The organism is Streptomyces sp. NPDC023723 (genome assembly GCF_040639815.1).
GTDB lineage: Bacteria > Actinomycetota > Actinomycetes > Streptomycetales > Streptomycetaceae > Streptomyces.
In genome coordinates this window covers 96183-118718 of record NZ_JBFAAP010000014.1, presented here as the reverse complement: position 1 = coordinate 118718, position 22536 = coordinate 96183, and the positions used below count along the sequence as shown (strand labels likewise).

The following is a 22536-nucleotide window of genomic DNA, read 5'->3' as shown; positions in this document are numbered from 1 at the left end:
TACCGCCATCGGGGCCTTGTTCGCCCACAGCGGAATCGCGACGTACAACCACCTGCCCAGCCCCCTCGGCCTGCGCTCTCACCGGCGATTTGGACACCCGGCCACCCTACGGCCCGGCACTGACATCCGCCCCGGGCCCTGCGGATCGGCGCCCAATTGGACCCCTGCCGCGTACCCCGGGACACCTGTACGGCATCCTTGTGACAGATCACACTGTTTGGACCGTCCGGCAAAATGGGCACCACGGACCCCTGGTACACCGGGGGAAGAAGATCCCCTGAGCAGGTCGAATAGGAGAGAACTCGTGGACGACGTTCTGCGGCGCAACCCGCTCTTCGCGGCGCTCGACGACGAGCAGGCCGCCGAGCTGCGCGCCTCCATGAGCGAGGTGACCCTCGCTCGCGGTGACTCGCTGTTCCACGAGGGGGACCCGGGCGACCGCATGTACGTGGTCACCGAGGGCAAGGTCAAGCTGCACCGCACCTCCCCCGACGGGCGCGAGAACATGCTGGCCGTGGTCGGCCCCGGGGAGCTGATCGGTGAACTGGCGCTGTTCGACCCGGGCCCGCGCACGGCGACCGCCACCGCGCTGACCGAGGCGAAGCTGCTGGGCCTGGGCCACGGCGACCTCCAGCCCTGGCTGAGCGTCCGCCCCGAAGTGTCCACGGCGCTGCTGCGCGCCGTCGCCCGCCGGCTGCGCAAGACCAACGACGCCATGTCGGACCTGGTCTTCTCGGACGTCCCGGGCCGCGTGGCGCGCGCCCTGCTGGACCTGTCCCGCCGGTTCGGCGTGCAGTCCGAGGAAGGCATCCACGTCGTGCACGACCTGACGCAGGAGGAGCTGGCCCAGCTGGTCGGCGCCTCCCGCGAGACGGTCAACAAGGCGCTCGCGGACTTCGCCCAGCGCGGCTGGCTCCGCCTGGAGGCCCGCGCGGTGATCCTGCTGGACGTCGAGCGGCTCGCCAAGCGCTCCCGCTGACCCGCTCCCCCTGGAGGAGGCGGGTCAGATGAGCCCGTGCTCCTCCAGGTAGTCCAGCTGCGCCCGCACCGACAGCTCGGCCGCCGGCCACAGTGAGCGGTCCACGTCCGCGTAGACATGGGCGACGACTTCGGCGGGCGCCCGGTAGCCGTTCTCCACCGCCGTCTCCACCTGGGCGAGGCGGTTGGCGCGGTGCGCGAGGTAGTACTCCACCGCCCCCTGGGCGTCCTCCAGGACCGGCCCGTGCCCCGGCAGCACCGTGTGCACGCCGTCGTCGACCGTGAGCGACCTGAGCCGCCGCAGCGAGTCCAGGTAGTCGCCGAGACGGCCGTCGGGGTGCGCGACGACGGTCGTGCCACGCCCGAGGACCGTGTCGCCGGTCAGCACCGCCCGGTCGGCGGGCAGATGGAAGCTGAGCGAGTCGGCGGTGTGCCCGGGGGTCGGTACCACCCTCAGCTCCAGGCCGCCGGCCGTGACCACGTCCCCGGCGCCGAGCCCCTCCTCGCCCAGCCTGAGCGCCGGATCCAGCGCCCGCACCCGGGTGCGGGTCAGCTCGGCGAACCGGGCGGCGCCCTCGGCGTGGTCGGGGTGACCGTGCGTCAGCAGGGTCAGGGCGACGCGCCGGCCGGCCCGCTCGGCGGTGTCGACGACGTGCCGCAGGTGGCCGTCGTCCAGCGGGCCCGGGTCCACGACCACGGCCAGCTCGGAGCCGGGCTCGGCGAGGATCCAGGTGTTGGTCCCGTCCAGGGTCATCGGCGAGGCGTTGGGCGCCAGGACGTTGACGGCCCGTTCGGTGGCGGGCCCGGTCAGCACCTGGCCCCGGGGCTGACCGGGCAGCGCGGTCGCGTCGGTCATGCGGGGGCCTCCCCGTTCTGCGCACCGGACGCCGCGCCGGACGCCTCGCCGGGCCCGACGCCGGCGGCCGGTACGTGCTTGGTGAACTCCTCGTGCCCCGGCCAGGACAGCACGATCTCGCCGTCCACCAGCCGGGCCCGGGCCAGTACGGGCGTCAGATCGCGTCCGGCGGCCGCCGCCAGCGCCTCGGCCGCCGTGCCGTACGGCGTGAGCGCCCGCAGGGTCGCGATGGTCGGCGGCATCATCAGCAGCTCGCCCCGGTCGTACCCGGCGGCGGCCTCGGCCGGCGTGCTCCACACCGTGCGGTCGGCCTCCGTGGAGGCGTTGCGGGTGCGCTGCCCCTCGGGGAGGGCGGCCACGAAGAACCAGGTGTCGTAGCGCCGGGCCTCGAACTCCGGGGTGATCCAGCGCGCCCAGGCGCCCAGCAGGTCGGAGCGGAGCACCAGGCCCCGGCGGTCCAGGAACTGGGCGAAGGACAGTTCCCGGGCGACCAGCGCGGCCCGGTCGGCCTCCCAGTCGTCGCCGGTGGTGTCCCCGACGACCGTCCCGGCGGTCGGCCCGGCGAGCAGGACGCCCGCCTCCTCGTACGTCTCCCGGACCGCCGCGCAGACGATCGCCTGGGCGGCGGGCTCGTCGACACCGAGGCGTTCGGCCCAGTACGCGCGCGTGGGGCCCGCCCAGCGCACAGCGCGGTCGTCGTCGCGCGGGTCGACGCCGCCGCCCGGATAGGCGTACGCGCCGCCGGCGAAGGCCATGGAGGTGCGGCGGCGCAGCAGGTGGACGGCGGGGCCGGGATCCCGCAGCAGCAGTACCGTGGCCGCGCGTCTGGGCGGGACCGGGGTGAGACCGCCGGCCGCGAGCGCGCGGATGCGCTCCGGCCACTCCGGTGGGTACCACTGACCGTTCGCCTGCCCTTGCGCCATGGCCGGAGGCTATCCGGTGACCGGCGGATGTTCGAGTGGCCGGTGTGCCCGGTCAAGTGGCCGGTGTGCCCGGTCGGACGGACAGCGCGGCCAGCCGGTCCGGTGTGCCCGGTCAAGTGGCCGGTGCTACCGGTCAGACGGGCAGCGCGGCCAGCCGGTCCGGTGTGCCCGGCCAAGTGACCGTTGTGCCCGGTCGGTGCCCGGTCAAGTGGCCGGTGCTACCGGTCAGACGGGCAGCGCGGCCAGCCAGACCGGTGCGCCTGGTCAAGTGACCGTTGTGCCCGGTCGGTGCCCGGTCAAGTGGCCGGTGCTACCGGTCAGACGGGCAGCGCGGCCAGCCAGTCGGTCAGCAGCCGGTTGGTCTGCTCGGGGCGTTCCTGCTGGAGCCAGTGGCCGCAGCCGTCCAGGAGGTGCGAGGCGGTGAGGCCAGGCAGCGTCTCGGGGTAGGCGGCGATGGCGTCGGACAGCCAGGTGGTGGAGGCGTCCTCGGTGCCGCCGAGGAACAAGGCGGGCTGCTTGACCGGCGCCCCGTGGTGTTCGGCGAGGTCGGCCCAGTCGCGGTCCATGTTGCGGTAGCGGTTCAGGGCGCCGGTGAGGCCGGTGCGCTCGAACTCCCCGGCGTAGACGTCGAGGTCCGCCGCCGTCAGCCAGGACGGCGGCGGACCGGCCGGGAAGCGCTCGCGCAGGGTGCCGCCGCGGGCGACGAAGTGCGGGTCCGGGGCGTCGGGTCCGGGCCTGGTGTCGGCGGACAGGGCGGCGTAGAAACCGGCGAGCCAGCCGCGTACGTCGGGCTCGATCTCCGCCTCCGCGCGGCCCGGCCGCTGGAAGTACGAGACGTAGAACTCCTGCTCGGCCTCCGGGCCGCCCAGCCCGGCGAACACCTCGCTCGGCCGCGGCCCGCCCGGCGGCGTGTACGGGACGCTGAGCAGGCCCACCGCGCGGAAGACGTCCGGGCGCAGCAGCCCGGAGACGGCGGCGATGGTGGCGCCCCAGTCGTGGCCGACGACCACCGCCTCGCGCTCCCCCAGCGCCGCCACCACGGCGGCGTTGTCGGCCACCAGGTCGAGCATCCGGTACGCCGCCGGATCGGCGGGCCGGGAGGAGCGGCCGTAGCCACGCACGTCGAGGGCGACGGCCCGGAACCCGGCGGCGGCCAGGGCGGGCAGCTGGCGGCGCCAGGAGTACCAGGACTCGGGGAAACCGTGCACCAGGAGGACCAGCGGGCCACTGCCCTGCTCGACCAGATGGATACGGCCGGCCGGGCCGGGCACCAGACGGTGCACGGGCGCGGTCGGTGACTGCTGCGGCATGGGTCCTCCCGGACGTGTTCAGGTCACTGCCGGGGCCCGCGGCGGCAGGCCCCCGGCAGCGATCCTGGAACGCCCGCCAAGCCCGCGACCAGGTTTGTTGCCGACCTGGCAACAGGGCGCGGGCCGCGGCTCACGCCTCGGTCAGCTCCACCTGGATCTCGACCTCCACGGGCGCGTCCAGCGGCAGCACCGCCACGCCGACCGCGCTCCGCGCGTGCACGCCCTTGTCGCCGAAGACCTCGCCGAGCAGCTCGCTGGCGCCGTTGAGGACGCCGGGCTGCCCGGTGAAGTCGGCGGCCGAGGCCACGAACCCGACGACCTTCACCACCCGCGCGACGCGGTCGAGGTCACCGGCGACGGACTTCACGGCGGCCAGCGCGTTCAGCGCGCAGATCCGGGCCAGTTCCTTGGCCTCCTCGGCGGTGACCTCGCCGCCCACCTTGCCGCTCATCGGCAGCGCGCCGTCCACCATCGGCAGCTGGCCGGCGGTGAAGACGTACGCCCCGGAGCGCACGGCCGGCTGGTACGCGGCCAGCGGCGGCACCACCTCGGGCAGTGTGATGCCCAGCTCGGCGAGCTTGGCCTCGACGGCACTCACGCCTGCTTCTCCCGCTTCAGGTAGGCCACCATCTGCTCGGGGTTGTTCGGCCCGGGCACGACCTGGACGAGCTCCCAGCCGTCCTCGCCCCAGGTGTCCAGAATCTGCTTCGTGGCATGGACGAGCAGCGGTACGGTCGCGTATTCCCACTTGGTCATGGGGCCGACTGTATCCGCTGTTATCCACAGCCCTCCGCGTAGCCCGGGCCCGGACTGGTTACGCTCGAATACGTGAGCAGGCTCCAGGTCGTCAGCGGCAAGGGCGGAACCGGCAAGACCACGGTGGCCGCCGCCCTAGCGCTGGCCCTGGCCACGGCGGGGAAGCGGACGCTCCTCGTCGAGGTCGAGGGCCGGCAGGGCATCGCGCAGCTCTTCGAAACCGAAGCGCTGCCTTATGAGGAGCGGAAGATCGCCGTCGCTCCAGGGGGCGGGGAGGTGCATGCCCTAGCCATCGACCCCGAACTGGCCCTTCTGGACTACCTCCAGATGTTCTACAAACTGGGCGGCGCCGGCCGGGCCCTGAAGAAACTCGGCGCCATCGACTTCGCGACCACCATCGCGCCCGGGGTGCGGGACGTCCTGCTGACCGGCAAGGCGTGCGAGGCGGTGCGCCGAAAGGACCGGGCCGGCCGGTTCGTGTACGACTACGTCGTCATGGACGCGCCCCCGACCGGCCGCATCACCCGCTTCCTGAACGTCAACGACGAGGTGGCGGGCCTGGCCAAGATCGGCCCGATACACAATCAGGCGCAGGCCGTGATGCGGGTCCTGAAGTCCCGCGAGACGGCCGTGCACCTGGTGACGCTGCTGGAGGAGATGCCGGTCCAGGAGACCGCCGACGGCATCGCGGAGCTGCGCGCCGCCCGGCTGCCGGTCGGCCGGGTCATCGTGAACATGGTCCGCCCCGAGGTGCTGGACGCCACCGGCCTGGAACTCGTACGGACGCTCCCGCGTTCCTCCCTCGCCCAGGCGCTGTCGGCCGCCGGGCTCGGCGGGGCGCGGCGCGGCGGGCACGCCGAGCGGCTGGTGGACCCGCTGCTCGACCAGGCCGGGCAGTACGCCGCGCGGTACGAGCTGGAGCAGGAGCAGCGGGCCGTGCTCGGCGAGCTGGGCCTGCCGCTGCACGAACTGCCGCTGCTCGTCGAGGGCATGGACCTGGCGGGCCTGTACGCACTGGCCACCGAGCTGCGGAAGCAGGGGATCGCATGAGCCCGAGCCGACCGGAACCGGCGCCCGCCCAGGACGGTGCGCGGCGGCTGTCCGCCACCCGCGCGCTGGAGATCGATCCGCTGCTCGACGACCCGAGGACCCGCATCGTGGTGTGCTGCGGTTCGGGCGGCGTCGGCAAGACGACGACGGCGGCGGCGCTGGGCCTGCGCGCGGCCGAGCGGGGCCGCAAGGTGGTCGTGCTGACCATCGACCCGGCCCGCCGGCTCGCCCAGTCGATGGGCATCGACTCGCTGGACAACGTGCCGCGCCGGGTGAAGGGCATCGACGACTCGGCGGGCGGCGAGCTGCACGCGATGATGCTCGACATGAAGCGCACCTTCGACGAGATCGTCGAGGCGCACGCGGACGCCGAGCGGGCCCGGGCGATCCTGTCGAACCCGTTCTACCAGTCGCTCTCGGCGGGCTTCGCGGGCACGCAGGAGTACATGGCGATGGAGAAGCTGGGGCAGCTGCGGTCCCGCGACGAGTGGGACCTGATCGTCGTCGACACCCCGCCGTCCCGCTCGGCGCTGGACTTCCTGGACGCGCCCAAGCGGCTGGGCTCCTTCCTGGACGGCAAGCTGATCCGGCTCCTGCTGGCGCCGGCGAAGGTGGGCGGCCGGGCCGGCATGAAGTTCCTCAACGTCGGCATGTCCATGATGACGGGCGTGTTGGGAAAGGTGCTGGGCGGGCAGTTCCTGAAGGACGTGCAGACGTTCGTGGCCGCGATGGACTCGATGTTCGGCGGTTTCCGCACCCGCGCGGACGCCACCTACAAGCTGCTCCAGGCGCCCGGTACGGCCTTCCTGGTGGTCGCGGCCCCGGAGCGGGACGCGCTGCGCGAGGCCGCGTACTTCGTCCAGCGGCTGGCGGCCGAGGACATGCCGCTCGCCGGTCTGGTCCTCAACCGGGTGCACGGCAGCGGCGCCGACCGGCTGTCCGCCGAGCGGGCGCTCGCCGCCGCGGAAAATCTTGAGGACGCCCGCATTGTGGATCAGGACGGCGGGAAAGCTGGACTTCGTAACGCTCCCGACACGTACGGCGGTTCCGGCTCCGGCTCCAATTCCGGCTCCGGTTCCGGGTCCGGCTCCCCCAAGGCTGAGGATCCCGCCGAGCAGGCCATCGGCGAGGCCGCCGCGGCCGCGGAGCACACCGACGCCGAGGACACCGGCGTGGGTACGGAACGCTCCGCCGACCAGCTCGCCGCGGGCCTGCTCAGGTTGCACGCCGACCGTATGCAATTGCTCTCCCGCGAGCAGCGCACGCGGGACCGCTTCACCGCGCTGCACCCCGAGGTGGCGGTGACCGAAGTGGCCGCGCTCCCCGGCGACGTGCACGACCTCGCGGGACTGCGGGACATCGGCGACCGGCTCGCGGCGGACCGGCCGGAGCTGCCCGACGCACGGGGATGACCCGACGTACGGTGATCCGACGCGCGGGGATGACCCGACGCGCGGTGATCCGACGTACGGGCGCCCGGTGATCCGATGCACGGGGGTGACCCGACGCGCGGATGGATGGCCCCGGCCTGTACGGCGGATGGGGGACCCCGGCCCGTGTCGAGGAGGCGCGGCGTGTCTCAGCCGACGGCCGCGAAGTTCTCGTAGACCTCGTCGTCGTCGAGGGACACGATGCCGGCCCCTCGCTCGTACTCCGTCCGCGCCGTCTCCAGCAGCCGGCGCCAGGAGGTCACGGTGGGCCGCCTGCGCAGCAGTGCGCGGCGCTCCCGCTCCGTCATGCCTCCCCACACGCCGAACTCGACGCGGTTGTCCAGCGCGTCGGCCAGGCACTCGGTCCGCACCGGGCATCCGGTGCACACCGCCTTGGCCCTGTTCTGCGCTGCTCCCTGCACGAACAGTTCATCCGGATCGGTAGTGCGGCAGGCGGCCTGCGCACTCCAGTCGGTTACCCAGCCCATACCGGCGCCGTCCTCTCCCGAATCGAGGCTCCCCCACGGCGGCAGCGGCATATTCACCGCCGCCAGTTGAGGACGTTACGGAAGGTGGGCACAGCGCAACACCCCCAGCGGGCCCAATCTTGAATGGCCCGAACGGACTATGGGTAAGCGGCAGATCACCCGGGGGAGTGAGGTGGTGACATACAGGACGAACCTGGCATCAGGGTCGTTTCCACTGCGCCACAACGGACACCATTCGACACACAAGGCCAATTCGGACACGCGCCGCACCCGCTCCGGCACGCACCCACCCGCCCCGAACGCTCCGACAGGCCCCCCGCGCGACCCGGCCGGAACCAGGCCCGAAAAAATTCGGACGGACGTGGAACGATCCGGTGCTGCCGGGCGTATTGATACTTGGCCGCACTGCTGTGACAGTCGAGAGCAGCTTAGGCCAAGGCATATACGTGTGTCCGGCGAATGAGAACGTAGGCTGCCCCCATGGCAAAGAAGCGCTCGGGCGGTGGTCTGTCACCTGCGCAGCAGGCCGCCAAGTTCCTCGGTGTCAGTGTGCTCGCGGGAGCCGTCCTGGCGGGCATCGCGCTGCCCGCGGTCGGTGCCCTGGGGCTGGCCGCGAAGGGCTCGGTCGAGAGTTTCGACGAGCTCCCGGCCAACATGAAGACACCCCCGTTGAGTCAGCGCACCACCATCCTCGACGCCGAGGGCGGCACCATCGCGACGGTCTACTCGCGCGACCGCACGGTGGTGAGCCTGAAGAACATCTCGCCCTACATGCAGAAGGCGATCGTCGCGATCGAGGACTCGCGCTTCTACCAGCACGGGGCGGTCGACCTCAAGGGCGTGCTGCGCGCGGTCAACAAGAACGTGCAGAGCAGCGGTGTCGCCGAGGGCGCCTCCACCCTCACCCAGCAGTACGTGAAGAACGTCTTCATCGAGGAGGCCGGCGACGACCCGACCAAGGTCGCCCAGGCCACCCAGCAGACCATCGGCCGCAAGATCCGCGAGCTGAAGTACGCGATCCAGGTCGAGGAGGAGCTGGGCAAGAAGAAGATCCTCGAGAACTACCTGAACATCACCTTCTTCGGCCAGCAGGCGTACGGCGTCGAGGCCGCCTCCCAGCGCTACTTCTCCAAGCACGCCAAGGACCTCAGCCTGCCCGAGTCGGCCCTGCTGGCCGGCATCGTCCAGTCGCCCAGCCGGTACGACCCGGTCAACGACGAGGCGGAGGCCACCAAGCGGCGCAACGTGGTGCTCCAGCGCATGGCCCAGGTCGGCGACATCTCCCAGGCCGAGTCCGCCGAGGCGCAGAAGGCACCGCTCGGCCTGAAGGTCAGCACACCGAAGAACGGCTGCATCACGGCCGTGGACGGCGCGGGCTTCTTCTGCGACTACGTGCGCGAGGTGTTCCTGAGCGACCCGGTCTTCGGCAAGACCCAGGAGGCCCGGGCCAAGATCTGGAACCAGGGCGGCCTGACCATCCGTACCACCCTGGACCCGAAGGCCCAGAAGTCGGCGCAGGCGTCGATCAAGGAGCACGTCTACAAGAGCGACGACGTGGCCACCGCCGCCTCCGTCGTGGAGCCCGGCACCGGCAAGATCCTCGCGATGGGCCAGTCACGTCCGTACGGCTTCGGCAAGGACGAGACCCAGATGAACCTGTCCGTGGACCAGGCCATGGGCGGCGGCGTCGGCTACCAGCCCGGTTCGACGTTCAAGCCGATCGTGGCGGCGGCGGCGCTGGAGCAGGGCACCCCGGCGACGAAGACGTACGCCTCGCCGTACGAGATGGACTACCCGAGCCCGGTCGCCGCCTGTGACGGCAAGACCTGGAACGAGAAGAACGTCCCGGTCGCCAACGAGAACGAGACCGAGGTCGGCCCGTACGGCATGAAGGAGGCGACCGCCAAGTCGGTCAACACCTACTACGTGCAGCTGATCAGCGACATCGGCATCTGCCCGGTGACCGAGATGGCGCAGAAGATGGGCGTCGAGCGGGCCGACGGCGGCACGATGCAGCAGGCCCCGTCGATCGCCCTGGGCACCCAGGAGATGTCGCCGCTGACGATGGCGAACGCGTACGCGACGTTCGCCTCGCGCGGCATGTACTGCACGCCGATCGCCATCGAGTCGATCACCCAGCGCGTCGGCCAGCAGAACAAGTCCCTGGAGGTCCCGAAGTCGACCTGCTCGCGGGCCATGTCGGAGACCACCGCCGACACCATCAACACGCTGCTGCGCGGCGTGGTCGAGGACGGTACGGGTACCGAGGCCGGTCTCGGCAGCCGGCCCAGCGCCGGTAAGACCGGTACGACGGACGAGCGGTACGCGGCCTGGTTCGTCGGCTACACGCCGAACATGGCGGGCGCGGTCTGGGTCGGCGACCCGGCGCACGAGCGGAAGATGGTCGACATCACCATCGGCGGCGTCCCGCACGACAAGGTGTTCGGTGGCGAGGTCCCGGGCCCGATCTGGCGCGACATGATGACCGGCGCGCTGGAGGGCAAGCAGGCCCCCGACTTCTCCTACGTCGACATCCCCGACAGCAAGGACAAGGGCGACACCGACGACGGCGGCAACGGCGACGACGAGGCCGACGACAACTCCGCCGACGGCGGCACCGGGGACGACGGCAGCGACGACGGCAGCGACGACGAGAACTTCATCGGCGAGCTGAGCAATGGCGGCAACTGGGGCGACATCTTCCAGGGCCAGGGCAACGGCGGCGGCCGCGGCTGAACCGCCGCACGGCACGAAGACGGGCCGTCACTCCCGGGGAGTGACGGCCCGTCCGTGCGTCTCGTGCCCGGCCCCGGCTGCCCGCTCAGCCGGCCAGGCGCTTCTTCACCGCGGCGGCGACCCGGCCGCCCTCGGCCAGCCCGGCCACCTTCGGGTTCACGATCTTCATGACGGCGCCCATGGCCCGCGGCCCCTCGGCACCGGCCGCCTTCGCCTCCTGGACGGCCTGCGCGACGATCACGTCCAGCTCGTCGTCGCCGAGCTGCTTGGGCAGGTAGGCGGCGAGCACCTCGCCCTCGGCCTTCTCCCGCTCGGCGCTCTCGGCCCGGCCGCCCTGCGCGAACGCCTCGGCCGCCTCCCGGCGCTTCTTCGCCTCCCGGGCGATCACCTTCTGCACCTCGTCGTCGGACAGCTCGCGCTTGGTCTCCCCCGCGACCTCTTCCTTGGTGATCGCGGTGAGCGTCAGCCGGAGCGTGGCGGAGCGCAGCTCGTCACGCTTCCTGATCGCGGCGTTGAGGTCGTCCTGAAGCTTCGACTTGAGGGTGGTCATGGCGTCGATTGTCGCAGGTGTGCGGGGGCGGGTGCCTGTGTATATCGGCGGGGGGGTGGGGAGTGGGGGTGGCGGTGGGGGGGCGGCGACGTGGGTGGTGGCGGCGACGGGGGTGGTGAGGACGGTGGCGGGCGACGGCGGCGTTGGGCGACGGGCGGCGCACCGGAGTTGTCCACAGGCGGGCGCGACCCCGCTCCGGGATCTGACACGATGTCCGTATGCGCGCGCGATACGGAGTGCCCCTGTCCATCGCGGCGGCTGGCGCCGCCGGTCTGGTCTACGCCGCGGGCTTCGAAGCCCGCTCCTTCCGCCTCCGACGGGTCACCGTCCCCGTCCTGCCCTCCGGCATGCGCCCGCTGCGCGTCCTCCAGGTCTCCGACATCCACATGGTCGGCGGCCAGCGCAAGAAACAGCGCTGGCTGCGCTCACTGGCCGGTCTGCGCCCCGACTTCGTGATCAACACCGGGGACAACCTCTCCGACCCCGAGGGCGTCCCGGAGGTCCTGGACGCGCTCGGCCCCCTGATGGAGTTCCCCGGCGCGTACGTCTTCGGCTCCAACGACTACTACGGCCCCCGGCCCCGCAACCCCGCCCGCTACCTGGTCGAGAAACTCCAGGGCCGGCACGGCCTCAACGGCAACCCGCCGGCCGTCGACGTCGTCCACAACCCCTGGGAAGACCTGCGCGACACCTTCGACGCCGCCGGCTGGCTGGACCTCACCAACACCCGGGGCACGCTCAAGGTCGAGGGCGTGTCGATCGAGCTGACCGGCCTGGACGACCCGCACATCAAGCGGGACCGGTACCCGGAGGTGGCCGGCGGTCCGTCCGGCGCGGCGGACTTCTCGATGGGCGTGGTGCACGCGCCGTACCTGCGCGTCCTCGACTCCTTCACCGCCGACCACTACCCCCTGATCCTGGCCGGCCACACCCACGGCGGCCAGCTCTGCGTCCCGTTCTACGGCGCCCTGGTCACCAACTGCGACCTGGACACCGACCGCGTGAAGGGCCTCTCCACACACACGTCGGGAGGCCACACGTCCTACCTCCACGTCTCGGCGGGCTGCGGCACCAACCGCTACACCCCGGTCCGCTTCGCCTGCCCCCCGGAGGCGACGCTGCTGACGCTGGTGGGACGGGGGTAGGGCACGGGGGCGGGGGCCTGCCGCGGCACGGCGCGAGACAAGATCGAAGGGCTGGGCCGACCGGGGGCCCTGACTGGGGTAACCCGGTCAGCGCACCCACATCGCCCCATATCCCCCCTTTCCCTACCGTGAGGGCATGACCGCACCGATACCCAGGGACATCCCGGACCTGCCCGCGGTCCCGGGCCCGCCCGCGCTGCTGCCCTCACCGGTCCCGGCCACGGCCGTGGTGACCCCGATACGCCGCCCCCTGGCAGCCACCTTCCGCCTGCTGACGGCCCTGCTGGCGATGACGGGCGTCACCATCGAACTCAGCCTCGCCGGCCCCACCACCCGCCCGCTGAGCCACTTCACCGTCCAGACCGGCATCCTGCTGGCCGCGGTCCTCACCCTCTCGGCCCGCCGAGCCTGGACCGCCGCCCGCCCCCTGCCGTCCGCCCTGACCGGAGCGGCCCTGCTCTACACCGTGTCCGCGGCCCTGGTGCACCACCTTCTGCTGACCAACCAGGCGAGCCCCTTCGCCCTCCCGGAGCCCCCCACGGGCTGGCACGCCGCGGCCACCCACATCCTCCACACCGCACTCCCCCTCGCCGCGGCCGCCGACTGGCTCCTCCTCACCGTCCCCGGCCGCCTGCGCCTGCGCCAGACCGCCGGCTGGATGCTGTACCCCCTGGCCTACCTGGCCTTCTCCCTGATCCGCGGCGAACTGCTCCTCCCGCACAGCACGGCCCGCTACCTCTACCCCTTCCTCGACATCGACCAGCACGGCTACAAGGGCGTCCTCGGCAACGCCCTCCTCCTCGGCCTCGCCCTCTACGCCCTGGCCGTCCTCCTCGTAGCCCTGGACCACACCCGCCCGAACCCCCTGCGCCGCCCCTGCTGAATCGGATTTCGTCTCCGGCGCGCGGTGGGCTAAAGTAAACGACGTCGCCGCGAGAGCGACGACACTCGGGGTGTGGCGCAGCTTGGCAGCGCGCTTCGTTCGGGACGAAGAGGTCGTGGGTTCAAATCCCGCCACCCCGACGCTGAAATACCAGGTGAGGCACCTACGGATTCTCGTAGGTGCCTCACCTGTTTCTGCTGCGTGTCTATCTGCGTGACTACCGCTCTGGTGCGTGCTTGAAGATGCCGTCCATGACCACGGCACCGGTTTGGATCACAGGTCGGATCTGCTTCCGGTAGACCTCCTCGGTCACGGCGGTACCGGAGTGTCCGACGAGCCGGGAGATCTCCTCCAGCGGGACGCCACGGTCGGAGAGCAGCGAGACGAAGCTGTGCCGGAGCTCCCTGGGCGTCCACTCGTCCGCGTCGATCCCGTCGATGCCCTTGAGCGCCTGCCGGAAGGCACGCCGGACGTTGGCAGCGTCGAGCGGCTTGCCAACCGCCGAGGAGAAGACGAGGCCGTGTTCCTCCCAGGCGTCACCGGCGGCGAGCCGATCCCAGCCCTGATCTTCGAACTGCTGCCAGAGCGCTTCGACGCAGCGCGCCGGCAGGGCGAGGGTGCGCCGGGACTTCCGGGTCTTCGTGTCCCCGCTCCGCCGGACCGACCGCCACACGGCGATATGCGGAGGCTGCGGCGGATCGAACTCCGGACGCCCCTTGAGGAAGACGTGATCCCAGGTGAGGGCCCGCAGCTCCTCGGTACGGGCACCGGTCAGCAGCGCGACGACGATGTACGCGTACATCGAGGTCCCCTCAGCCCCCTTGAGCACGGCCTCAGCCTGCGCGAACGTGAGCGCCTTGGACGGTCGTCCGGCCTGCCCCTGGGGGACGGAGCACAGCTCGACGACGTTGCGCTTCACCTTGTCCCGCGCCATGGCCCGCTTGACCGCACGGTTCAGGCAGGAGTGGAGCGACTGGAGAGTACGGGTGCTGAGCGTCCTGGCCTTGGTGGCCAGCCAACGGTCTACGTCCTCCGCGCTGAGGTCGCGGAGCTTGCGAGCGCCGAGTGCCGGGATGACGTGCTTCTGACTCAGGAGCGTGGTCGTCTCTACGGTGCTGGGGTCGAGGCCGGCCAGGCCGTAGGTGAGCCAGTCCGTCACCGCGTCCTTGACCGTGTAGTTGGTGGGCGCGATGGCGAGACCGTCCTCATGGTCCCGCAGCACCTCCTTCAGCTTGTTCTTCGCCTCCGTCTTGGTCTTGCCACTCCCCCGCTTCACGATCCGCTTGCCGCTCGGATCGAAGCCCAAGTTCGCCGTGGCGATCCACCGCTGTCTCTTCTCGTCCCAGTGCAGGCCGCCGTCACCGCGGCTACGACGCTTGGCCATCAGGCAGCTTCCTCGATCTCACGGGTGATGAAGTCGCGCAGGGCATCGGCGGGGATGCGGCGAGAGCGGCCGACGGTGATGGAGACGAGCCGTCCGGAGCGGATCAGGTCGTAGACAGTGGAGCGTCCGAGCCTGAGTCGCATCATGACGTCCGGCACGGTCAGCAGTTCCGGGGTGACGGTGGTCATGCCGCGGCTCCTTCCTGGGCGAGCTGCTCGCGCAGGGCTTCACGGGCTGTCTCGCGGTTGAGTTGCAGGTCGCGCGCGATGGTCGCGGCGAAGACGGATTCACCGGGGGTGTGGCCGTGGCCGGCGTACTGCCAGTCCGCCAGGACGAGCACGGTGTCCGGTGCCTGGTCGTCGAGGCCGAGGGCCGCGCGTTCCTGCTCGGCGCGGAAGTCGGCGCGTGCCTGGCGCAGGGCGCCGAGGGTGGTCGAGTAGCGGCGGGATTTGCTGGAGAAGTGGCCGCGGAAACCGAGCATGTGAGCCCAGGCCCAGAGCCGCCGGTCCGGGTACAGCGCGTCCAGGTCGCGGCACGCGGTGATCAGGCGGCGGGTGTGGTCGGGGACGTCGTGGCGGTCGAGTTCGGCGAGTTCGCCGATGCGGCGGTCCAGGGTGCCGGTGTTCTCGGCGGCTTTGGTCGCGTACTTGGCGACGTAGGAGGCAACGGCCTGTTCGGTCAGGTCGGAGCCGTCACCGAACGCCTTCACGGGGCGTACGTCGAGCTGTCGGCCCCAGCGGAAGGTACGGGCGGGCTGGTCGTCGACGGCCGGGACGGAGACCGAGGTGTAGCCGTGGACGGCGGCGGCGCGTACGGCGTCGTCGAGGAGCCGCACGGTGGCCCAGGACGGCGGGGCGGAGTCCGGTCCGTCGGGCCCGTCGACGCGGATGATGGCGTGGAAGTGGATGGCGCCGCGTTTCTGGAACTCGGCGACCTTGCCGTAGGAGAGGCGGGCGGCCTCTGTGAGTTCGCGTTGGGTGAGGCCGGCAAGGGCGGCGATCTCGCGGCGGAGGCGGTTGGTGAAGCGCTGCCAGAGCTGTCCGGCGTGGTTGTTGAAGAGGACGGCGCCCGCGTAGTCGTACGTGGTGGGGTCGAGGGCGGTGCCCAGTTCGGGGGCGTCCGGCGTGTGGGCGGTGCCGCAGCGGCAGGTGCCGGAGTCGGGGCGGTTGTGGACCGGGCCGAAGGAGGGGGCGGTGAGGGTGGCGAAGACGCGGGGGTGATCGCGGACGGTGGCGGGGATGTCGCGGCGGTCGTCTCCGGCGAGGCCGGCGCGGATGAGGTGGTATGTGTCGCCCGCGTAGGTCCGGGCGCAGGCCGGGCAGCGGGAGGCGCGGCGGTTGCCGCAGGCGAGGCGGAGGCGTCCGCCCGGCTCGGAGGCGGTGGAGTAGTGGTGCAGGGTGGCGCCGGTGGTCTTGTCCTTGTGGGTGGTCCAGCCGGTGAGGTGGATGGGGTCGGCACAGCCGCCGGTGCGGCGGATCTGGTCTTCCCACCGGTGGTAGTCGGGGGCCGAAGCCACCCTCAGCAGGTCGCCGAGGGTGACCGGGTCGAGCAGGTCAGACACGAGCACCCTCCGGGTTGCGGCGGGCGGGGGCGGGGCGGGTGCCGGTGCCGTGGCAGGCCCGGCAGTCGGCGGTGATGGTGCGCGGGTGGCCGTGCGGGGTGCGTGCGCCGGTGGTGATGGCGACGGAGGCGAAGCCGTCGCAGTTCGGGCAGATGCGCGGTGCCGGGCGGGTGGGCTGCGGCATGCTGGGGGCTTCCTTCCGGTTCCTTCGGGGATCGGGTGGGGACGGCGCCCGGGCGGCGGATGCTTGGCGGTATCGGAGCCGCCCGGGGGCCGGTCAGCGACGCTTGGCGTCGGCGTTGAGCAGGGAGCGCAGGACGACGGCGCAGACGGCGACCGAGGCGCCGGTGACGGCGACGGCCAGAAGCATGGAGACCAGGACGGCGCCGACGACCAGGACCACGGCGGTGCCGCCACCGACGAGAGCGAGCGCGGTGCCGGGGGCGAGCTGCACGACCGGCCGGGACGAGACCGGCGCGGCGGGGGCCGGCGGCGGGATCGGGGTGCCGGGCGTGATGGTGGTCGGTTCGACGACGGTGGCAGCAACGGGCGGAGTGGCTGGGCCGGTCGGCTGGGGCATGGCCGGGAGCTTGGGCCGGAGCATGAACGGTTCTCCTTCCAGGTGGGCGTGCGGGTTACTTGACGGCGGTGTCGATGACGGGGGCCAGAAGGCTGTCGGCGAGGAGGTAGCCGCCGAGGAGGAGTACGGCGATGAGCCACCAGGGCGGGCGGATGAGCTTGACGCCGAGGACTCCGACGCAGAGCAGGGCGAACCAAAGCGGGACGTCCATGGCAGAACCTCCGGTCAGTGGATGCGGCAGCGGTGGGTGCGGGCGGCGAGCTGGGCGGCCGAGCGGCTGGAGTAGTCGGCGGACCAGCCGCAGCTGTCGTTGGTGCACACGGCGGCGTGCGCGGTACGGCCGCGCCGGTCGCGGTGGGTGCCGATCTGCACAGGGCCGATCCGCATCACGGAGTGGAAGTGGTCGCGGGCGGGCATGTCAGTCGGTCTCCGTTCGGGTGATCGTCGGGTTGGGGAAGGCGGCGCGGATTCCGGCGGCGGTGGCCGGTCGGGGCGTGAGCCGGGCGGCTTCCTCGGCGAGCAGGTGGGCGAGGTAGGGCCTGCCGGCGGCGACCATGTCGCGGGCGCCGTCGAGGTAGTCGGCGACGGTCAGGCCGTAGGGGTCGGTGGTCATGGGTGGTGCCTTCCTTCCGGTCTGGAGAGCCGGGCGGCGATGGCGTCGGCGAGCTGGGCCGGGACGCCGAGGCGGACGCGGAGGGTGTCGGGGTCGATCGGGGTACCGGTCCGCTGCTCGTGGTCGGCGGCGATCTTGCGGGCGTGGTCGACGAGCGCGGCCGGGACCGGCGGGGGGTCCGTCGCGGGTGGTACCGGGGCGGGCCGGGAGTCGGGAGCGGGAAGCGCCGGGGGCTCTTCGGCGTCGACCGCCACGGACACCGGCACGGGCGCAGACACGGGCCCGGGCTCCCGGTCGACATCGACGGCGGGGGGTTCGGGTGCCGGGTCGGGGTGGGCCGGCGCTTCCGGGTCGGGTTCGGGGTGGGCGGTGGTGTGGGCGAGGAGGGTGCCGCCCATGAAGGCGAGCGCGGGCCAGGCGGCGACGAGGATGCGCAGCCAGGCCGGGACGGCGTTCAGGTCGAGGAGACCGGCGGTGGCGACGTTGGCGCCGAGGGAAGCGACCAGGGCGATGACGAACCAGCACCAGGCCAGCCGGGTCGGTCCGTCGGTGCGCAGTCGGCGCCAGGCCGCGACCAGGAGCAGGTCGACGCTGATCGGGTAGGCCCAGGCTTTCCAACCGTCCTGTCCGGCAGCGGCGGCGAGGTCGTGGAGGTGGGCGAAGGACAGCGCCCCGGCAATGACGGCCTGGACCAGGACGGCGTCGACGCGGAGAGCGGGGCGGGCCATCACGGTTCCCTTTCTGTCGTCAGGCATGGGAGGGGTAGGGACCTGGCGCGAGGACGGTCACGCCGACCGAAGGGAGAGGGGAGAGAGTCAGGCGGTGGCGGGGGCTGTCTTGGACAGCCGGACCCGAGCCGAGGGCACCGCGGCGACGGCCGGACGGAAGGCCGCCAGCGCAGGCACGTCGGGGGTGCGGTGGGCGTGCCTGTTGCAGATGTTCACGGCGTCGCGCAGCGAGGTGTGCGGGGCGCGGATGCGGTGCCAGCCGCCGGTCGAGTCCCCGGCGATGGCCAGCCCGCGTGTCTCGGCGGGGATCTGGATCGCGGCCAGGACGGCATCAGGGGCGATGTCGCCGAAGGCCATGTTCGCCGAGGTCTCGTCGTTGACGCGGTGTGCGGTGCGGCCGGTGAGCTGGGCGCGGAGCATGGTGATGCCCTTGCCGAGTTCGGAGCCGAAGCGCTGCCCGCAGATCTCCAGGTAGATGCCGGCCGCGCGGCCGAGCTGGGCGAGGCGGACCAGCGCGGTGATGATCCGGTCCCGTCGCTTCTCCTCGTCCTTGGAGGCGTACAGGGCGAGTTCGGCGACCTCGTCGACCAGGACCACGACCGGCACCGGCCGCAGATGCTCGGGCAGGTCCCAGATGTCGGAGGCGATCTCCGCATCCGGCACGGCGACGCTGATCCGCTGCTCGGCCCGGATGAGCCGATAGACGTCTGCCATGTGCCCGACGAGTGCCTCCAGCAGCTCCAGGGCGGTATCGGGGTTGTCGGCCAGCGCGGAGAACCGCCGCGCCAGGGGGAACAGCTCCACCCCTTGCTTGCAGTCGATGCCGACCAGGGCCACGTCTTGCGTGGCGAGGCCGGCGACCAGGTTGCGCTGGTAGACCGACTTCCCCGACTCGGTTGCGCCGAGGGTCAGCCCGTGAGGCACGGCACGGTAGTCGCGGTAGTGGACGGAACCGTCCTCGCGCAGGGCGACCGGGACGCGCATCGGCCGGGTGTCGAGCTTGGCGGGCATCTGCACCCGCTTCAGCACGTCGTAGCCGGTCATGCGCAGTTCGATGACCCCGGAGCGGATCTCGCGGGAGGTGACGCCGTAGAGGCCGAAGGAGTGGCGGAGCCGGTCGGTGACGGCGGCGACGTCGAAGGCGTCCTGACCCGGCCTGAGCTTGAGCCGCAGCACCAGGCCGGTACGGGTCGGACGCAGCCGCAGGATGCGCGGCGCCCGGAACTCCGGAGCCTCCCGGCCGGTCATCCGGGCCAACGCCAGACGCCAACGGGCCGGCGGAACGGTCAGCCCGCACGCGTCCATCACCGACGTGTACCGGACCAGAACCCGCACGGTGGCGAAGGTGACGCCGAAGGACAGCCAGTACCAGGCGGGGCGCCGCCACCGCAGGAGACCCGCAGCGGCAGCGACCACCAGCACGGCGACCATGAACCAGGTGGTCATGGTCAGGCCGCCTTCGAGCCCGCAGTGGCCAGCGAGGTCACGGCGACCGCGCGGAAGGCGATGCCGTGCCGCTTCTGGCCGTTGAACTCGTTCTCCCACGGCCGGGCGACGAGCCCCGTGAGCGCGACCGGGGTACCCATGACCAGTTCACCGGAGATACCCGTCTCCGGGACGGTGACGGACAGAATCTCAACCTCGTCGTTGGCCGCGAACATCACGTCGACGGTCATCAGCTTCGTGCCGTCCGCGTCCAAGGCGATCTCACCGGTACGGCGGTCACGCACCTTGGACTGAGCGGGCTTGGCAACCATGACGGTGGCGGCGGACGTGTCGACGGGGATCTGACGCATGATGGAGGTCCCTTCCAAGGGCGGGAGCGGCGTACTTGCTTGGCGGTGGGTCGCCGCTCCTGAACAGTGATGGCATGCCGCAGCAAAGCGGCGGATGGTCCCGCGCTTCCTTCTGGTGCGCACCAGAAGGTTGCATCTGGTGCGCACCAGTTGTCAAGCGCGGTCGCCGGTCCGGCGCTTCAACTCGCCTGCCTGCGACACTTCTAGAGAAGCGCGCCGAGCAACGATTCGGTAGCCAACAGGGGTTAACACCAACCCCGTTAACCCCTGTCGACCTGCGACGATGTGAGGCATGCTGCTGTTACGGCTCAACACCCCAACGTGGAGCGGCAGTACGCGATGAGTGGACTCAGGGCAGCACGGACGGCGCGGGAATGGTCGCAGGAGCGTCTGGTGCGGGAGATCGAACGCCATGCGCGTCAGCACATGCTGACCGTCGCCTCAACCGCGAGTTTGCGAGTGTACGTATCGGAGTGGGAGAACGGCCGCCGCACGATCTCCAGTCGCTACGCCAAGATTCTCCGCGTCCTGCTCGGGGTCACCGACGAAGAACTGACCGGTGCACCGCAGTCACCGCCGGCCCTCACCCCGGCCGACGGATACGACGAGCTGATCGGCCGTATCGACGAGGCTCGGAACGTCAGCCTGACCATGGTCAAGACGTTCATGGACCAGACCGAACTACTCCGGACCATCGACCGGCAGATGGGCGCCGCGAGCCTGGTCGACGAGATGACCGCCCACCTGTCACGACTCGAAGACGCCCTCACCTTCGCGGTACTCCCGGAGACCCGACGCCCGGTCGCCCTGGCCCTGGCCGGAGCGGCCACCCTGGCAGCCTGGCAGGCCCTCGACGTCGGCGCGGTTGAGCGAGCCTGGCGGCATTACGAGCTGGGCAAGCGGGCCGCCCAGGAGGCCGAGGAACCCATGTACCTCGCGCACGCCACCGCCGAGCAGGCATACGTCCTCTGCGACGCGGGACGCCCCGAGACTGCGGTCCACCTGGTCCGAGAGGCACAGCGACTCGGCGGACAGGGCATGTCCCCGCGCCTCCGGGCATGGCTGTACGCAGCCGAAGCGGAGATCTGCGCCCGAGCCGGACTCCCCGACGACTGCCAGCGAGCCCTTGAACTTGCGATGCGGCACCTGCCCGCAGGAGAAGACGCCCGAGACCCCGACATGCTGAGCATCTTCCTCAACGAAGGCCACCTCACCAGATGGCGCGGAAGCTCACTCGCCCTGGTCGGCGACTCCGAAGCGGTAGGCAGCCTGTACGCCGCACTGGAGACCACGGACCCCACGTTCATCAGGGCATCAGCGGGACTCCGGTGCGACCTGGCCCAAGCCCACCTGGCCCGCGGCGAGTACAGCGAGGCACAGAACCACCTGCGCCAGGCCCGACTGGTGGCCAGCCGAACCGGATCAGTACGTCACCGCCGCCGCATCGAGCAGCTCACGCAGCGGATGTAGGCGAGGTGCCGGCGCCCCGCGAAGCGAGCACGTGAAGGAGGGCGACCAAGGTCCCGGACCCCATCAGCTCACCACGGGCCATCAGCCCGGGGATGTCGGACAGCGGCACCCAGGCGATGTGCCCGGCCTCTTCCAGATCGGTCGGCTCCCCGACGAGCTTCGCTCCACGCCCGACGAAGATCTCATGCGGCGAGTCGACCATGCCGACCATGGGCTGGTACGTGACCACATGCGCCAGGTCGTTCGGCCGCCAGCCGGTCTCTTCCTCGACTTCACGCAGGGCCGTCTGAAGGGGTTCCTCACCGGGGTCGACGATGCCGCCGGGGAGCTCCCAGCCGAAGGAGTCGGGGACGAACCGGTACCGCCACATCATGAGCACGCGGTCCTGATCGTCGATGATCGCGGCGATGGCCACGTGGTGGAGCTTCACCACGTGGTGCTCGAAGCGGTCGACTCCGGGAGGCTCCACGTCGACGAGGCTCAGCCTCACCCAGCGGTTGTCATACAGCGTCCGCTCACCATGGATTTGCCAGGGCTCCACATCGGCCGGCGCCTCCGTGGACACGGACCGATCCGGCACCCGATAGGAACTCCGGCCGTGGACCTCGACGACACCCTCAGCAACGAGCTTGGCCAGCACCTGGCGAAGAGCCGTACGGCCGATCTCCAGCTCTTCCGACAGAGTCCGCTCGGACGGGAGCTTGGAACCTGGCGAGTACTTGCCCGCAGCGATCCACTCACGAATCGTGCGGTAGACCCGCTCCGACTTGGGTCCCATCCGGTGAGCACGCTCCCTGTCGTCCTGTTATGTCGACCACCACAACTGTAGCCGTGGAGTACTCACGGGAGTAGACAGACGAAGCGCCGACGATCAGCCCGAGCTCAAACGCGGTAGAACTTTCCCTACTTGATCAAGCCCGGCTGCGCTCCGCTTCGCCGGGCGCGCTCCCGGCTCCGCCGCGGGCGCCGCTCCTGCCTTCGGCCCGCTCCGCCCGCGCTGCGCCGACGCGCGCCCACGAGCAAGAAGCGCCGGTCTGTGTGAGTCGATCACCGCGCAGAGCGGCGTGCGGTCAGGGCGATGCCTCCGGCGGGGGATCGGCCGGCACCGGGATGGAGGGGGCACCGTCGCCGACTGCGGACCCGTGGAGGGCGTGCGTGGGGAGTTCCCATCCCGTCCACCGCCGACCCAGGCAGAGCCGAGCGGACGCGGCCCAGGGCGTCAAGGTCGTTCGTACAGTGGCGCGCTCCACCTTGACGCCCTGAACCACGCCCGCTCCACGGTGTGTGGGTCGACGGCGG

Annotated in this window: 26 protein-coding genes and 1 tRNA gene; 8 read left to right on the top strand and 19 right to left on the bottom strand. The window is 71.4% G+C overall.

Annotation, left to right across the window (positions count from 1 at the left end; translation table 11 throughout):
• Positions 1-304 precede the first annotated feature (304 nt).
• Positions 305-979, top strand: a complete 675-nt coding sequence (locus tag AB0G32_RS17950) for a Crp/Fnr family transcriptional regulator (RefSeq protein WP_361163655.1) — start codon at positions 305-307, stop codon at positions 977-979.
• A 24-nt stretch (positions 980-1003) separates the two neighbouring features.
• On the opposite strand, the gene AB0G32_RS17945 is transcribed toward AB0G32_RS17950, so the two are convergent.
• The 5 genes from AB0G32_RS17945 to AB0G32_RS17925 form a co-directional block, all read right to left on the bottom strand.
• Positions 1004-1834: an MBL fold metallo-hydrolase gene (locus AB0G32_RS17945; protein ID WP_361163653.1), complete on the bottom strand. Its 831-nt coding sequence runs from the start codon at positions 1832-1834 to the stop codon at positions 1004-1006.
• The gene (locus AB0G32_RS17940) at positions 1831-2757 is read right to left on the bottom strand and encodes an NUDIX hydrolase (RefSeq protein ID WP_361163651.1); all 927 of its coding nucleotides are present in this window, start codon (positions 2755-2757) and stop codon (positions 1831-1833) included. Before AB0G32_RS17940 ends, AB0G32_RS17945 begins: the two co-directional genes overlap by 4 nt.
• Before the next feature lie 317 nt (positions 2758-3074).
• A complete protein-coding gene (locus AB0G32_RS17935; protein WP_361163649.1) occupies positions 3075-4067 on the bottom strand; it encodes an alpha/beta hydrolase in 993 nt (330 codons plus the stop codon).
• 130 nt (positions 4068-4197) lie between these two features.
• A complete protein-coding gene (locus tag AB0G32_RS17930) occupies positions 4198-4665 on the bottom strand; it encodes a RidA family protein (protein WP_361163647.1) in 468 nt (155 codons plus the stop codon).
• The gene (locus tag AB0G32_RS17925; protein WP_361163645.1) at positions 4662-4823 is read right to left on the bottom strand and encodes a DUF4177 domain-containing protein; all 162 of its coding nucleotides are present in this window, start codon (positions 4821-4823) and stop codon (positions 4662-4664) included. The genes AB0G32_RS17930 and AB0G32_RS17925 overlap by 4 nt, the downstream gene beginning before the upstream one ends.
• A gap of 72 nt (positions 4824-4895) precedes the next feature.
• On the opposite strand from AB0G32_RS17925, the gene AB0G32_RS17920 reads away from it, so the two are divergent.
• Both AB0G32_RS17920 and AB0G32_RS17915 read left to right on the top strand, forming a co-directional pair.
• On the top strand, positions 4896-5873 hold the full coding sequence (locus AB0G32_RS17920) for an ArsA-related P-loop ATPase (RefSeq protein ID WP_361163643.1): 978 nt from the start codon (positions 4896-4898) through the stop codon (positions 5871-5873).
• The gene (locus AB0G32_RS17915) at positions 5870-7285 is read left to right on the top strand and encodes an ArsA family ATPase (protein ID WP_361163641.1); all 1416 of its coding nucleotides are present in this window, start codon (positions 5870-5872) and stop codon (positions 7283-7285) included. The genes AB0G32_RS17920 and AB0G32_RS17915 overlap by 4 nt, the downstream gene beginning before the upstream one ends.
• A 167-nt stretch (positions 7286-7452) precedes the next feature.
• On the opposite strand, the gene wblA is transcribed toward AB0G32_RS17915, so the two are convergent.
• Positions 7453-7791 carry a transcriptional regulator WblA gene (gene wblA / locus AB0G32_RS17910; protein WP_361163639.1) on the bottom strand — a complete coding sequence of 113 codons (339 nt, stop codon included), beginning with the start codon at positions 7789-7791 and terminating at the stop codon, positions 7453-7455.
• Positions 7792-8271: 480 nt separating this feature from the next.
• Between wblA and AB0G32_RS17905 the strand changes: the two genes are divergently transcribed.
• Complete coding sequence (locus tag AB0G32_RS17905) at positions 8272-10527, top strand: transglycosylase domain-containing protein (protein WP_361163637.1); 2256 nt, start codon at positions 8272-8274, stop codon at positions 10525-10527.
• Positions 10528-10612: 85 nt separating this feature from the next.
• Here AB0G32_RS17905 and AB0G32_RS17900 read toward each other — a convergent pair whose 3' ends face one another.
• Positions 10613-11077: a GatB/YqeY domain-containing protein gene (locus AB0G32_RS17900; protein WP_361163635.1), complete on the bottom strand. Its 465-nt coding sequence runs from the start codon at positions 11075-11077 to the stop codon at positions 10613-10615.
• A gap of 218 nt (positions 11078-11295) precedes the next feature.
• Between AB0G32_RS17900 and AB0G32_RS17895 the strand changes: the two genes are divergently transcribed.
• The 3 genes from AB0G32_RS17895 (at position 11296) to AB0G32_RS17885 (ending at position 13245) form a co-directional block, all read left to right on the top strand.
• A complete protein-coding gene (locus AB0G32_RS17895; RefSeq protein ID WP_361163633.1) occupies positions 11296-12222 on the top strand; it encodes a metallophosphoesterase in 927 nt (308 codons plus the stop codon).
• Positions 12223-12358: 136 nt separating this feature from the next.
• Entirely contained in the window at positions 12359-13105 is a 747-nt protein-coding gene (locus tag AB0G32_RS17890; protein WP_361163631.1) for a Pr6Pr family membrane protein, read from the top strand.
• 66 nt (positions 13106-13171) lie between these two features.
• Positions 13172-13245: transfer RNA gene (locus AB0G32_RS17885), tRNA-Pro, on the top strand.
• Positions 13246-13322: 77 nt separating this feature from the next.
• Here the strand turns inward: AB0G32_RS17885 and AB0G32_RS17880 are convergent.
• From AB0G32_RS17880 to AB0G32_RS17830, 11 genes are all read right to left on the bottom strand, one after another.
• Positions 13323-14489 (bottom strand): site-specific integrase, encoded by a 1167-nt coding sequence (locus AB0G32_RS17880; RefSeq protein WP_361163629.1) that lies wholly within the window; start codon positions 14487-14489, stop codon positions 13323-13325.
• Complete coding sequence (locus AB0G32_RS17875; RefSeq protein WP_361163627.1) at positions 14489-14677, bottom strand: helix-turn-helix domain-containing protein; 189 nt, start codon at positions 14675-14677, stop codon at positions 14489-14491. Before AB0G32_RS17875 ends, AB0G32_RS17880 begins: the two co-directional genes overlap by 1 nt.
• Positions 14674-16056 (bottom strand): replication initiator protein RepSA, encoded by a 1383-nt coding sequence (repSA, locus tag AB0G32_RS17870; RefSeq protein WP_361163625.1) that lies wholly within the window; start codon positions 16054-16056, stop codon positions 14674-14676. Before repSA ends, AB0G32_RS17875 begins: the two co-directional genes overlap by 4 nt.
• A complete protein-coding gene (locus AB0G32_RS17865) occupies positions 16043-16234 on the bottom strand; it encodes a hypothetical protein (RefSeq protein WP_361163623.1) in 192 nt (63 codons plus the stop codon). The genes repSA and AB0G32_RS17865 overlap by 14 nt, the downstream gene beginning before the upstream one ends.
• A 93-nt stretch (positions 16235-16327) precedes the next feature.
• Positions 16328-16654 (bottom strand): SpdD-like protein, encoded by a 327-nt coding sequence (locus AB0G32_RS17860; RefSeq protein WP_361163621.1) that lies wholly within the window; start codon positions 16652-16654, stop codon positions 16328-16330.
• A 31-nt stretch (positions 16655-16685) separates the two neighbouring features.
• Complete coding sequence (locus tag AB0G32_RS17855) at positions 16686-16841, bottom strand: hypothetical protein (protein ID WP_011030192.1); 156 nt, start codon at positions 16839-16841, stop codon at positions 16686-16688.
• Between the two features lie 14 nt (positions 16842-16855).
• Positions 16856-17047 (bottom strand): mobile element transfer protein, encoded by a 192-nt coding sequence (locus AB0G32_RS17850; protein WP_361163619.1) that lies wholly within the window; start codon positions 17045-17047, stop codon positions 16856-16858.
• 1 nt (position 17048) lies between these two features.
• Entirely contained in the window at positions 17049-17243 is a 195-nt protein-coding gene (locus AB0G32_RS17845) for a hypothetical protein (protein WP_361163617.1), read from the bottom strand.
• Positions 17240-17971, bottom strand: a complete 732-nt coding sequence (locus AB0G32_RS17840) for a DUF2637 domain-containing protein (protein ID WP_361163738.1) — start codon at positions 17969-17971, stop codon at positions 17240-17242. The genes AB0G32_RS17845 and AB0G32_RS17840 overlap by 4 nt, the downstream gene beginning before the upstream one ends.
• An 87-nt stretch (positions 17972-18058) precedes the next feature.
• Positions 18059-19417 (bottom strand): FtsK/SpoIIIE domain-containing protein, encoded by a 1359-nt coding sequence (locus tag AB0G32_RS17835; RefSeq protein ID WP_361163615.1) that lies wholly within the window; start codon positions 19415-19417, stop codon positions 18059-18061.
• Positions 19418-19419: 2 nt separating this feature from the next.
• Positions 19420-19767: a hypothetical protein gene (locus tag AB0G32_RS17830; protein ID WP_361163613.1), complete on the bottom strand. Its 348-nt coding sequence runs from the start codon at positions 19765-19767 to the stop codon at positions 19420-19422.
• Between the two features lie 459 nt (positions 19768-20226).
• Here AB0G32_RS17830 and AB0G32_RS17825 point away from each other — a divergent pair, with 459 nt between their 5' ends.
• Positions 20227-21237 (top strand): XRE family transcriptional regulator, encoded by a 1011-nt coding sequence (locus tag AB0G32_RS17825; protein WP_361163611.1) that lies wholly within the window; start codon positions 20227-20229, stop codon positions 21235-21237.
• On the opposite strand, the gene AB0G32_RS17820 is transcribed toward AB0G32_RS17825, so the two are convergent.
• Positions 21221-22015, bottom strand: coding sequence for an NUDIX domain-containing protein (locus AB0G32_RS17820; RefSeq protein ID WP_361163609.1), 795 nt, complete (start codon positions 22013-22015; stop codon positions 21221-21223). The genes AB0G32_RS17825 and AB0G32_RS17820 overlap by 17 nt on opposite strands.
• Positions 22016-22536: the final 521 nt, after the last annotated feature.